Annotated in this window: 13 protein-coding genes; 10 read left to right on the forward strand and 3 right to left on the reverse strand. The window is 35.3% G+C overall.

What is annotated here, in order from left to right; all coding sequences use genetic code 11:
- Positions 1 to 66 precede the first annotated feature (66 nt).
- Positions 67 to 534 carry a DUF3597 domain-containing protein gene (locus tag AC5LW9_RS12260; RefSeq protein ID WP_198226811.1) on the forward strand — a complete coding sequence of 156 codons (468 nt, stop codon included), beginning with the start codon at positions 67 to 69 and terminating at the stop codon, positions 532 to 534.
- A gap of 98 nt (positions 535 to 632) precedes the next feature.
- On the opposite strand, the gene pth is transcribed toward AC5LW9_RS12260, so the two are convergent.
- Both pth and AC5LW9_RS12270 read right to left on the reverse strand, forming a co-directional pair.
- Entirely contained in the window at positions 633 to 1,217 is a 585-nt protein-coding gene (gene pth, locus AC5LW9_RS12265; protein WP_198235867.1) for an aminoacyl-tRNA hydrolase, read from the reverse strand.
- 75 nt (positions 1,218 to 1,292) lie between these two features.
- A complete protein-coding gene (locus tag AC5LW9_RS12270) occupies positions 1,293 to 2,240 on the reverse strand; it encodes a ribose-phosphate pyrophosphokinase (RefSeq protein WP_065738556.1) in 948 nt (315 codons plus the stop codon).
- A 257-nt stretch (positions 2,241 to 2,497) separates the two neighbouring features.
- Between AC5LW9_RS12270 and trmB the strand changes: the two genes are divergently transcribed.
- The 8 genes from trmB to galM all read left to right on the forward strand — a co-directional run bounded on the left by trmB (position 2,498) and on the right by galM (position 11,556).
- Positions 2,498 to 3,199 (forward strand): tRNA (guanosine(46)-N7)-methyltransferase TrmB, encoded by a 702-nt coding sequence (trmB, locus tag AC5LW9_RS12275; RefSeq protein WP_493455988.1) that lies wholly within the window; start codon positions 2,498 to 2,500, stop codon positions 3,197 to 3,199.
- 17 nt (positions 3,200 to 3,216) lie between these two features.
- Positions 3,217 to 3,942 (forward strand): oxygen-insensitive NADPH nitroreductase, encoded by a 726-nt coding sequence (nfsA, locus tag AC5LW9_RS12280; RefSeq protein WP_493455989.1) that lies wholly within the window; start codon positions 3,217 to 3,219, stop codon positions 3,940 to 3,942.
- Positions 3,939 to 5,099, forward strand: a complete 1,161-nt coding sequence (locus AC5LW9_RS12285) for a histidine-type phosphatase (protein ID WP_493455990.1) — start codon at positions 3,939 to 3,941, stop codon at positions 5,097 to 5,099. The genes nfsA and AC5LW9_RS12285 overlap by 4 nt, the downstream gene beginning before the upstream one ends.
- An 868-nt stretch (positions 5,100 to 5,967) precedes the next feature.
- Complete coding sequence (locus AC5LW9_RS12290; RefSeq protein WP_493455991.1) at positions 5,968 to 7,239, forward strand: MFS transporter; 1,272 nt, start codon at positions 5,968 to 5,970, stop codon at positions 7,237 to 7,239.
- 47 nt (positions 7,240 to 7,286) lie between these two features.
- On the forward strand, positions 7,287 to 8,303 hold the full coding sequence (gene galE / locus AC5LW9_RS12295; RefSeq protein ID WP_493455992.1) for a UDP-glucose 4-epimerase GalE: 1,017 nt from the start codon (positions 7,287 to 7,289) through the stop codon (positions 8,301 to 8,303).
- Between the two features lie 50 nt (positions 8,304 to 8,353).
- Positions 8,354 to 9,403 (forward strand): galactose-1-phosphate uridylyltransferase, encoded by a 1,050-nt coding sequence (gene galT / locus AC5LW9_RS12300; RefSeq protein ID WP_493455993.1) that lies wholly within the window; start codon positions 8,354 to 8,356, stop codon positions 9,401 to 9,403.
- The gene (gene galK, locus AC5LW9_RS12305) at positions 9,404 to 10,561 is read left to right on the forward strand and encodes a galactokinase (RefSeq protein WP_493455994.1); all 1,158 of its coding nucleotides are present in this window, start codon (positions 9,404 to 9,406) and stop codon (positions 10,559 to 10,561) included.
- Positions 10,552 to 11,556, forward strand: a complete 1,005-nt coding sequence (galM, locus tag AC5LW9_RS12310; RefSeq protein ID WP_198226795.1) for a galactose-1-epimerase — start codon at positions 10,552 to 10,554, stop codon at positions 11,554 to 11,556. Before galK ends, galM begins: the two co-directional genes overlap by 10 nt.
- Before the next feature lie 140 nt (positions 11,557 to 11,696).
- Here the strand turns inward: galM and AC5LW9_RS12315 are convergent, their stop codons facing one another.
- Positions 11,697 to 12,731 carry an alpha/beta fold hydrolase gene (locus AC5LW9_RS12315; protein ID WP_493455995.1) on the reverse strand — a complete coding sequence of 345 codons (1,035 nt, stop codon included), beginning with the start codon at positions 12,729 to 12,731 and terminating at the stop codon, positions 11,697 to 11,699.
- 188 nt (positions 12,732 to 12,919) lie between these two features.
- On the opposite strand from AC5LW9_RS12315, the gene coaD reads away from it, so the two are divergent.
- Entirely contained in the window at positions 12,920 to 13,408 is a 489-nt protein-coding gene (coaD, locus tag AC5LW9_RS12320; RefSeq protein WP_065738547.1) for a pantetheine-phosphate adenylyltransferase, read from the forward strand.

Raw genomic sequence — 13,408 nt, forward strand, 5'->3', positions numbered from 1 at the left:
GATATTATCTACATCTATATCGTTAAGCAGTCTTTTCAAAAGCAGTTTAAACATAAGAGGTGTAATATGGGTATCTTAAATAGTATTTTTTCTAAAATATTTCCAAGTGCACAAGCAGCAGTAGGTAATGTTACTGATGCTGTAAAGAATCAAGTCAATAATATTACTGGTAATAACAAAGATACAGCATCAACTAGTCAAGATCAAAATCAACAGAACCAGCAGAATCAACAAAACCAAACCAATCAACAAAGTACAGGAAATCAAACATCTGTATCAAATGTTGATGTTATGGCAATTCTTGAAGACTTAGCTAAAAAATTCCCTGAAAAACTAAACTGGAAGACATCAATTGTTGATCTTTTAAAACTTTTAGGCTTAGATAACAGTTTAGATGCGCGTAAAAAATTAGCTAAAGAGCTTGATTATACAGGGAGTACCGATGATACAGCAGCTATGAATACATGGTTAATTAAAGCGGTAATGAAAAAAATTGCAGAAAAAGGCGGGAATGTAGCTCACCTTTTCTCTTAAAACTGAAGACAAAAGTACACTAAATCCACCTGCTATTATAGGTGGATTTTTTATTAAAAATGCTATGTTATCGGTCAGATAATCATCAAGTCTATTCACTAGGCTTTAAAAGCATGCAATCGATTCATCGCAGCTTCAATACCACCAGATAATAAAATTTCAGTACAACGTACTGACTCATCAATCGCTTTATCAATCAACTCTTGTTCAGATTTAGAAGGCTTGTTTAAAACATAGCTGACCACTTTATTTTTATCGCCAGGATGACCGATACCGATTCTTAAGCGATAAAAATTCAAATTATTACCTAATTTACTGGCAATATCTTTCAAACCATTATGCCCGCCATGGCTGCCACCAAATTTGAATTTGGCGATACCTGGATTAATATCAAGTTCATCATGTGCAACAAGAATTTCTTCTGGTTTAATCTGATAAAATGTAGCCATAGCCTGCACCGCTTTACCGCTTAAATTCATAAAGGTTGTTGGCACTAATAAACGTACATCATGACCAGAAAGAGTTATCCTTGAACTGTAACCAAAATATTTGGGGTCATTTTTTAATGATTGATGATATCGTTCTGCCAATTGATCAACAAACCACGCACCCGCGTTATGGCGAGTTGCAGCATATTCATTGCCTGGATTAGCAAGTCCTACAATAAGTTTAATAGTTGTCATGATAATTCGATAATATGTGTTGCTATAAGTAAAAAAGCCCCAAAAAGGGGCTAGTAACCATAATGCTAAAATCAATTAGTAATGAAACATTGCTGAAATTGATTCTTCATTGCTGATGCGACGAATTGCCTCAGCAAGCATACCTGATAAAGTTAATTGGCGCACATTTTTCAATGCTTTAACTTCAGCAGTTAATGGAATTGTGTCACAAACAACAATTTCATCAATAGCACTGTTTTTAATGTTACTGACGGCTTTGCCTGAAAAAATTGGATGCGTTGCATAAGCATACACTCTTTTAGCTCCGCGCGCTTTCAAAGCATCGGCCGCTTTACAAAGTGTACCTGCGGTATCAATCATATCATCAACTAAGATACAATCTCTATCAGCAACATCACCAATAATATTCATCACTTCTGCTTCATTAGCACGCTGACGACGTTTGTCAATGATGGCCATGTCTGTATCATTTAAAAGTTTTGCAATCGCACGCGCACGAACAACACCGCCAATATCAGGTGATACCACAATTGGGCGTTCAAAATCACGTTGCAACATGTCTTCTAAAATAACTGGACTACCAAATACGTTATCAACAGGCACATCAAAGAAGCCTTGAATCTGTTCAGCATGAAGATCGACTGTCAATACTCTATCAACACCAACGGTTGATAAAAAGTCAGCAACCACTTTAGCGGTAATAGGCACACGAGCTGAACGAACTCGACGATCTTGCCTCGCATAACCAAAATATGGAATAACAGCAGTAATACGACCCGCAGATGCACGACGCATTGCATCAATCATTACTAGTAATTCCATTAAATTGTCATTGGTTGGCGCGCAAGTTGATTGAATAATAAAAACATCTTCACCACGGACATTTTCATTAATTTGGACATTTACTTCACCATCACTAAAACGGCCTACGACAATGTCACCAAGAGAAGTATAAAGACGATTAGCTATACGTTTTGCTAGTTCGGGTGTGGCATTACCAGCAAAAAGCTTCATATCAGGCACGAGAAATCCTCAAGCATGTTATTATGATTACTTTATTCGTAATCGGTTAAATCGGAGCCATAATTATATAATTATTTATCCATCATGCTCAACCATAATATAAAAATTTAACAAAAATATTTGATATATATATCAAAATTGCGAATTAAAAAAATTTGCCTTTAAGATACTTTGGCTGAGAACCCAAAATCGAGTAAACTAACACTCAAATCCATTAATAAATTTTACAAAATTCCACAATCTAAGTAGATAACGTGATGAACGAAAAATTAAATAGCAATAATCCAGAAATCAAGTCCAAAAGAACTATCCGAAGTTTTGTATTACGACAAGGTCGTTTAACTAAAGGTCAAGAACAAGCATTAAACAATTTATGGCCACTATTTGGCATTGAATACAATTCAAACTCACCTATATGCTTTGATGAAAATAAACCTGTCGTTTTAGAAATAGGATTCGGCATGGGGGCATCATTAGTTGAAATGGCTCGAAATGCACCGGATAAAAACTTTCTAGGGATTGAAGTTCATAAGCCAGGTGTTGGCGCTTGTTTAATGGCTATTGAAGAAAACCAATTATCTAATTTAAAAGTAATGTGTCATGATGCGGTTGAGGTTTTAGAAAACATGATCCCTAATCATTCATTAGATAAAGTGCAAATCTTTTTTCCCGATCCATGGCATAAAGCAAGACACAACAAACGTCGCATTATTCAGCCACAATTTGTACAATTAATTCGGCAAAAATTAAAAGTAGGCGGTATTTTACATTTAGCGACCGACTGGCAAAATTATGCTGAACATATGTTAGAGGTTTTAACCAAAGCTGAAGGTTTTGAAAATTTATCAGCAACAGGCGACTACATTCCGAGACCCGAAGATCGCCCTATTACCAAATTTGAAAAACGTGGCCAAAATTTAGGTCATGGTGTTTGGGATTTACAATTCAGAAAAAAATAGCGTAATAAGGAGCCATTATGCAAAATAAAACAATTGATTTAATCTGTCATCGTCGTTCAATTCGGTCCTACCAATCAACGGCGTTAACCAACGAGCAAATAGAATTACTTGTTCAAGCTGCACAATCGGCTCCAAGCTCCAATTTTCTACAATGCGCTACAATAATTAGAATCACTGATAGCGAGAATCGCTCAAAACTAGCACATTATTCAGGGGATCAAAGCTATATAAATCAAGCTCCTGAATTTTGGGTATTCTGTGCCGATTTTAATCGGCATTTTCAAATTGATCCAACTATTCCTCTTGAAAAAGCAGAACAACTTTTAGTGGGTTGCATTGATACGGCTTTTATGGCACAAAATACCGTTATTGCAGCAGAATCATTAGGTTTAGGTACGGTTTATATTGGTGGATTACGCAACAATATTGAGAAAGTAACACAATTACTTACCTTACCTAAATATGTTCTTCCGCTTTTTGGGCTTTGTATTGGTTATCCTGACCAAACTCCAGATATAAAACCAAGATTACCGAAAGAATTAGTTTTCTTTGAAAATCACTATCAACCAATCAATCATCAATTATTAGCACAATATGATACCCAGATGCGTCAATACTATAGCCATCGACTGACTAATCAAAAAACGAATGGTTGGAGTGATAAAATTGCAGAAACAATTATCAAAGGGCAACGAGATTTCATTTTAAATTATTTGCATAAACAAGGATGGATAACTAAATGAACAACAATCAATACCAATTAGACAAAGTCGTTATATTAAGTCGTCACGGTATCCGCACTCCGTTACAAAACACACTAGCATTTTTAGAAAAGTCCAGTCCATTAAAATGGCCTAGCTGGGATCATGCTTATGGTTATTTAACGACACGAGGTGGTGTATTAGAAGCTTTCTTTGGGCATTATCTATCACAATGGCTTGAACAAAAAAATATTAATATTGAACCGGAAAACCCAGATATTTATGTTTATGCTAACAGCCTTCAAAGAACAGTGGCAACAGCCCAATTCTTGGTTAATGGCGCTTTTGCGGGTTATGATATTCCTATCCATCACAAATATACCATTGAAAAAATGGATCCGATTTTTGATCCAAGTGTGCAAGATGATTCTCCAGAACTAAAACAAGCTGTATTAAACGATATTGAAGAGGCTGATAAAGCTGGGGCAATTTTTAAAAACTTAGCACCAGCTTATCAAATGGTATCAGATATACTGGAGTATCCGCAATCACAATTATATGATCTATATCGATGTGATTTTGCGGATATTCCTAATGAACTCTATTTTAAGAAAAATGAAGAGCCTGAATTACATGGTCCATTAGCTATCGGAATTTGTGCAGTTGATGCTTTCTTATTACAATATTATTCTGCATTTCCAAAAGATCAAATTGCATGGGGAAAAATAACCAGCCGAGAACAATGGCAACAATTAATACAAATTCGTAACCAATACATTGATTTAGTATTTCACACCAAAACCATTGCTCAACACATTAGTAAGCTATTAATCAATAAAATAGATGATTTACTGCACAATAAACAGCATAAGGTGAACTTACTTGTTGGTCACGATAGTACCATTGCAGCATTGCTCGGTGCTTTAGATTTTGCACCATACCAACTACCAAACCAATGTGAAAATACCCCAATCGGAGGAATGGTTATCTTCCAACGTTATCGCCATATATCATCTGGCAAATACTTTTTTAAAGCCGAATACGTATATCAAAGTTTTGAACAACTTTATACCGGGCAGGCAATCGATATCAATAATCCACCACAACATTATCAATTACAGTTGGAAAATGCTTCTGTTAATTGTGATGGTTATTATGATTGGGCAGATTTTGCAAAACGTTTGGACAAGAATGAGTAGTCATTTAGTTTTTCTATAAGAAATAGTTTCCATCGACACTCATCGGTGGAAAACTTGCTCTTTTTTCTGAGTGAATACCCGCAGATATAATCACCTACTCTTCTAACTTTTTTTTCAATAATTAAGTTAAAATACCCAGCCAATTACCTCAATAAAAGATTTCTAACAATAAACCGTTCCCAAAAACATACTGAGACAGAATATGCACAGCATATTTACTGAAAACTGCTTATTTTTCAAATTGAGATAAAATAAACACAAATTTAAAATTAGTTTTTACTATGATTCAATACAATACTAAGAAAAAACTTATTGGTCATTAGTATGAAAAAGTCCATCGATTTAGTTGAATCAGATCATTAACTATCATAAGTACAATAGTAAATTGGGTATAGCCATATCACAACGATTTTAATTCTATTTTTAATCGCTATTTTTAATCTTAACCTGAAGAAGTTTGCAATCAATCTAATAAATGATAATCCATTGAATACCTTTGCTGCCAAGCAGTTGTAATCGGTTTCATGAATTACTTTTCTATCGTGCAAATCCAAATGTTAAAGAATAAAAAAATTTATTCGTTTCGCGCAATTATTGATCAAGCCCCTACTATCTTGATTATTATTATCATAAACAATAATAAAAATAAAATAAAAATATACTGAAACGTTAGCATAACCTGAAATTTTTTGACAAATAATAGAAAACATTAAATGTAATCGATTTCATAAAATGTTAACCAGATCACTTTTTTGGGATATCTAAAGTGATAATATTAATTTAAACCAATAAATTTTTAGATAAATAAAAGTGTAAACGATTTCTAAATGATGCTAAATCATTTAAAGCTCAACAAAGGAAGTTCATCATGAATCAAAACATTACGTCATCACTGCATAATAAGAATTATTGGGTGTTTAGCCTCTACTTTTTCCTTTACTTTTTTATTATGGGAGCCTATGTCCCATTTTTTCCAGTTTGGTTGAAAATGATTGGACTAGACCAAGCAAGTACAGGATACGTTTTTTCATTTATTTCATTATTTGCGTTAGTTTTCCAACCTATTTTTGGCTTGATTTCAGATAAATTGGGATTAAAAAAGCATCTTCTTTGGATTATTACCCTGCTATTAGTATTGTTTGGACCATTTTTTATTTTTGTATTTGGACCTCTACTCAAATTTAATGTCACATTAGGCGCAATTGTGGGTGGATTTTATCTAGGCATGGTATTTAGTGGAGGAGCACCATCTATAGAAGCTTTAGTTGAAAAAATCAGTCGTCGTAGCGGTTTTGAATTTGGTCGCAGTCGTATGTTTGGTTGTTTTGGATGGGCAATTTGTGCTTCATTTGTTGGGATTATGATATCAAAAAACGTCAATGCTGTTTATTGGTTATGCTCTGGATTTGCACTGATTCTTCTAGTTTTAGTCAAGATCGCTGATCCCGCAAGAACTTCAACAACGGATGTTGTCGAGCAAATGGGATTAAATAAACCTGAACCTTTTAATATAAAACAGGCTTTAGATTTACTCTGCATGCGTAAAACGTGGTTCTTTATGCTTTATATCGTTGGTGTGGCATGTACTTATGATGTGTTTGACCAACAGTTTGCTAACTTTTTTACTTCATTCTTTTCTAGTGAACAAGTTGGTCGCGAAGCATTTGGTTATGTCACAACGCTTGGTGAATTTTTAAATGCTACAGTAATGTTTTTTGCACCAATAATTGTAATGAAAATCGGCAGTAAAAATACCTTATTGATTGCGGGTATAATCATGTCAATTCGCATAACTGGCTCAGCGTTTGCTAGCACCGCAGTTGAAGTAGTAATATTAAAAACATTACACATGTTTGAAGCACCATTATTACTTGTTGGCGCCTTTAAATATATCACTAAGCACTTCCCTATCCGTTTATCAGCAACCGTTTACTTGATTGCATTTTGTTTTGCAAAACAATTATCCATCATGTTTATGTCTACATTTGCTGGTTTGATGTATGTTAAAATTGGTTTTGAAGGAGCTTATTTAGTCCTTGGCTCCATCGCATTTAGTTTTACAATGATTTCATCTTTCACGTTATCAGGACGTGGACCATGGGATGTTTTTAAATATACAAAAAAAACAGTAATCAGGTAATTAATCTAGATTCATTAAACATAATTAGCTTAAATTAAGGTACTTAGATGAAAATATTAGTGACTGGTGGTTGTGGATATATAGGTAGCCATACTTGTGTCCAACTAATTCAATCAGGCTTTACACCAATTATAATTGACAATTTATTCAATAGTAAAGCCTCAGTATTAGAGAGAATACAAACTATCACAGGGAAACCTGTTGTCTTTTACCAAGGGGATGTATGTGATGCAAAATTATTAGCAACAATTTTTAAAGAACATGACATCAAAGCCGTTATTCATTTTGCTGGTTTAAAAGCTGTTGGTGAATCGGTATACAAACCACTTGAATATTATGAAAATAACGTGTATGGCAGCATTGTTTTAATGAAAGCGATGCGTGATGCTGGCGTTAAACAATTGGTATTCAGTTCTTCAGCTACCGTCTACGGTGAATTAGCACCTGTTCCTTATGTTGAAACGTTACCGCAAGGATTACCTACCAGTCCATATGGTAAAAGTAAACTTATGGTAGAACAATGTATGATGGATTTAGCCGTTGCCGAACCTGATTGGTCACTAACACTGTTACGTTATTTTAATCCTGTTGGTGCTCATCCTAGTGGTTTAATGGGTGAAGATCCTTTAGGCATTCCAAATAATCTGATGCCCTATATTACTCAAGTTGCAGTGGGTAAACGAGAGTCGCTCGCTGTATTTGGTAATGATTATCCAACTGAAGATGGCACTTGTGTACGTGATTTTATTCACGTTGTGGATTTGGCTGATGGGCACATTGCCGCTCTAAAAGCTGATCAAAATAAAGCAGGAATTCATATTTATAATTTAGGTTCCGGTGTTGGCTACAGTGTTTTACAAGTTATTAAAGCTTTTGAAAAAGCCTCTGGTAAACCACTTAATTGGCATTTTGCACCTCGCAGAGCAGGTGATTTACCAGCTTTCTGGGCTGATGCTAACAAAGCTAAGAAAATATTAGGCTGGAAAACCAAACTTACGCTTGATGATATGGTAAAAGACTCATGGAATTGGCAATCTAATAATCCACAAGGTTATCCTGATTGAATTATAGTTTGAAACTAATAGCAGCAAAATCATAATTGAAGAGGCAAAAAATGGATATTTTTAACCCAGTTGATCATCCTCATCGTCGTTATAATCCATTGACCAATCAATGGGTACTTGTTTCACCACATAGAGCAAAACGCCCTTGGCAAGGACAACAAGAAGAGATAAACGAGGAGCAAAAACCAAGTCACGATCCAACTTGTTTTTTGTGTGCAGGTAACAAGCGAGTCACGGGGGATATCAATCCCGATTATAAAGGGACATTTGTATTTACCAATGATTTTGCTGCACTAATGGAAGATACGCCAAATTCACCAGTTAACGATGATCCTCTGTTTCAAATGCAAAGCGCTAAAGGCACCAGCCGTGTTATCTGTTTTTCACCAGATCACAGTAAAACTTTGCCAGAACTGGATTTATCTGCCATTGAAAGAGTGATTAAAACATGGATCACTCAACAGCAGGAATTAAGTAAAAAATATCCTTGGGTACAAGTTTTTGAAAATAAGGGGTCAGTAATGGGGTGTTCTAACCCTCACCCGCATGGACAAATTTGGGCAAATAGTTTTTTACCCAACGAAATTGTGCGCGAAGATCTCAATATGCGCAATTATTATGAAAAATATCAACGTAATCTATTAATTGATTATGTTGAAAAAGAACTCATAAATCGTGAGCGAATTGTCGTTGAAACTCAATATTGGTTGGCGGTGGTTCCTTTTTGGGCAATCTGGCCATTTGAAACACTTCTGTTACCCAAAACACATATTCCACAATTAACCCTGTTAACAAGCGATCAACAAAGTGATTTAGCGATTGCACTCAAAAAATTAACCAGTCGTTACGATAATTTATTTCGCTGCTCTTTTCCTTATTCAATGGGTTGGCATGGCGCACCATTTATGGAAAATAAAAATGACTATTGGCAAGTACATGCTCACTTTTATCCCCCTTTGTTACGTTCAGCGACAGTCAAAAAATTTATGGTCGGTTACGAAATGCTAGCCGAAGTACAACGAGATTTAACGCCAGAACAGGCAGCCGAAAGACTGCGTAATGAAAGTGATGTTCATTATAAAGATATAAAGGATAAATAGATGAAAGAATTAATTAATAAAACTTCGCAAGCATTTGAAACTAAATTTGGCTATAAACCAGATACGTTGATACAAGCGCCTGGCCGCGTAAATTTAATCGGGGAACATACAGATTATAATGACGGATTTGTGCTACCTTGCGCTATTAATTATCAAACAATAATCAGCTGTCATAAACGTTCAGATAATCTGATTCGGGTCATTGCGGTTGACTATAATAATGAGCAAGATGAATTTTCATTGGATTTTCTCATTGAAAAACATCCAAAATACCAATGGGCCAATTATGTACGCGGCGTAGTCAAACATCTAAAAAAACATACTGATAATATTCATGGCGTTGATCTCGCCATTAGTGGTGATGTACCACAAGGTGCGGGATTAAGCTCATCAGCATCCCTTGAAGTTGCCGTAGCTAAAATGTTCCAAGTTTTATATGATTTGCCATTAGATGGCACCCAATTAGCTTTGATTGGTCAAGAGGCTGAAAATCAATTTGTTGGTTGTAATTGCGGTATTATGGATCAACTCATCTCCGCACTTGGACAAACACAACATGCCTTATTGATTGATTGCCGATCGTTAGAAGCATTCCCTGTTTCAATACCTGAAGATTTTGCAGTAGTAATTATTAACTCAAATATCAAACGTGGTTTAGTCGATAGCGAATACAATAGTCGTCGCCAACAATGCGAAGCAGCAGCTAAAGCTCTTGGGGTAAAAGCATTACGCGATGTAACGTTAGATGAATTGAAACAAATTGAAAGTAAGCTTGATCCTATCGTTTTTAAACGCGCTCGTCACATAATCACTGAAAATGAACGTACCTTAAAAGCCGCTTCAGCGTTGGCAAACAGCGACTATACATCTTTATCAAATCTTATGGCGCAAAGCCATAACTCTATGCGTGATGATTTTGAAATCACGGTGCCTGCCATTGATTATCTGGTTGAGATAATTCACAATAAACTTGGCGATCAAGGTGGCGTACGCATGACAGGTGGTGGTTTTGGCGGTTGTGTTGTCGCACTCGTACCCAAAGATAAAGTTGATGATATCAAAGCAGTGGTTAATGATAATTATTTTAAAAAATTTGGTATCAAAGAAGATTTTTATATCTGCAAACCAAGCAAAGGAGTGCACGCTTTATGCCTATAAAACAGATTATTACACTTTCAAATAAACAGGGTATGAGCATTAAACTCTCAAACTGGGGAGCAACTTGGCTTTCATGTGAACTACCCGTTGCAGGACAAAATCGAGAAGTCTTACTTGGTTGTAAAACTTTTGAACAATATGCACAGCAAGATGCTTATCTAGGCGCGACCATTGGGCGATATGCTAACCGAATTGCAAACGCGACCATCAAGGTCAACGAAAAAAGCTACTCACTGACTGCAAATCAAGGAGTAAACCAACTGCATGGTGGCAAATTAGGGTTTGATAAACAACTGTGGCACATCCAATCTCAAGCTGACAAGCAGGTCACCTTTGCATTGATTTCACCAGATGGAGATCAAGGGTTCCCTGGTGAGCTCAAGGTCGAAGTAACCTATAAACTCACTGATGACAATCAAGTTATTATCTCTTTTAATGCTATCACGACCAAAACAACCCCAGTCAATCTAACCAATCATGCTTATTTTAATTTGGACGGAGAAACTAGCAAAGATATCCTTAATCATACCTTGCAAGTGAATGCTGATTTTTATTTACCCGTCGATCGCGACGGTATCCCAAACAGTGATTTAGTTAGCGTTAGCCATAACGATATGGATTTACGAATACCAAAGCTAATCTCTGATAAATTACTCCAAAGCCCAGAAAGACAAATCACGAGTGGTTATGATCATGCTTATTTATTAGATAAATCACAACCCATTGCCGCTCATCTACTATCCGCCGATAAAAAAGTGAAGATGAATGTGACCACGACCCTACCTGCACTACAAATCTATACGGGTAATTTTTTACAACATACACCGAACAGGCATAATGGTGAATATCATAATTTTGCGGGTATCGCGTTAGAAGCGCAGTTTCTACCAGATAGTCCAAATCATCCCGATTGGCCACAACCTAGCTGTTTTTTGGAACCTAATCAAACTTATCATCATCAAATTTGTTACCAGTTTATGATTGATAAGTTATGAAGTAACTAATTACGGATGAACGATAATTGTGTTCATCCATAAAAAATAGTGTAAAAGTTTTTTAGTTTTAAAAACAATATATATGGACGGATTGTTATTGAATTTTTATATTTAAAACCAAGATAACAAACTCTTTAAATTTATTTATCTGAATTAAGAAAATCAATTATAGAAGAAACAAATAAACTTCTCCCTTTTTCATTACGATCTAAATGCACAAAATGTGTGCCATCGGGTATTTCTACCAAATGTGCTTGCTTAGCTTCATTAACAATAGCTAAAGCATCTGCTTTACGGCTCCAAAAGTCATTTTGCGAGAAAATAACTAATATCGGCATCAATAAATGTTTGGCTTGCCACTGCTTTTGGCCAATAGCTAATTCAAAACTATCTGCCATTGCCCCTGTTGGTGAGCGAAATTGAGGAGGTGTATGAGAAAAAGATTCAGGATCAGAATTCATCGCCTCTTGAGCATAAGCATTAGCAACTAAAGGATCCCTCCATAAATCTTTTTCAACCATAGGGATACTTAAATCCCAAGCCTGAAACAAACTTTCTTTAGTATTTAATTGATAACCACCAATACTGTGATTGAATTGTTTTGGATTTAATTTGTCTTCAAATACTGAGCCTTTACCTAATAATTTATGATCGTCAACAGCACCATATAATGAATTATAAATAATTAACTTATTAACACTATCACTATGTTGCTCAGCATAGGCGGCAGCCCAATGACCACCTGTAGCCCAACCCAAAATATTTATTTTTTTGGAATCTGTCCATTTTAATATTTGATTCACAGCGCACTTTAAATCATCAATTGCGGCGGGCGTACGGACTAATGGTTTAGATTCACTTGCAGGTCGAGACATTTCTTTAGGACGACTCGATTTACCATATCCTCGTAAATCAATAATATAGACATCAAACCCAGCTTGAGCTAAATCTTCTGCTAACGATCCCCCTTGAACAGGTAAATCAAACGAACCAATACCTGCAACTCGAGCACCATGAACTAATAACAATGGTTCTTGTTTATGTTTATTATTCTTTAATTTAACTTCTCTGATAAAAATATTTTCATCTAAATAGCAAGAACCGATCAAATGGTCTCTTTTTTCGATCATACTAGCACTACCTGTATAGGGTAAAATTAACAAAAGAATTATCATACTCCTTTTAATTAGTCTAATCACTTCAATATCCTTTATTTCAATCAATAACTTCTAAAGTTAACAATATTCAATTAATTTATTTTAGATTACCGCTAAATTTAAATAAGATTTTTGGCTAGTTTACTAACAATCCAAGCTAAAATTAGGTATGATATTCATATCTTTGCTAATGGATAAACTAATAAATGAAAAGCAAAACTTTAACCGCTATCTTTCCTGGAACTTTTGATCCAATTACTAATGGGCATATTGATCTTATTACTCGAGCATCATTACTTTTTCCTCGTTTAATTGTTGCAGTTGCAGAAAACCCTAATAAAAATACCCTTTTCACCTTAGAAGAACGAGTTAATTTAGCTTCGACTGCGGTTGAACACCTATTGAATGTTGAAGTGATTGGTTTCGATAATTTAATGGCTAATTTTGCTCAAACACATAATGCGACTGTAGTTGTTCGTGGTGTGCGTACAACGCATGATTTTGAATATGAAAGGCAATTAGCTGAAATGAATCGCGCATTAAAGCCAGATTTAGATACTATATTTTTGATGCCATCAATTGCAATGGGCTTTATTTCATCAACTATTGTTAAAGATGTGGCTTACCATGGTGGCAATATTACCAATTTAGTGCCTGTCCATGTTAAAAAAGAATTGTTACAAAGACTTACTTAG

Source organism: Gilliamella sp. LMG 34360, assembly GCF_984568995.1.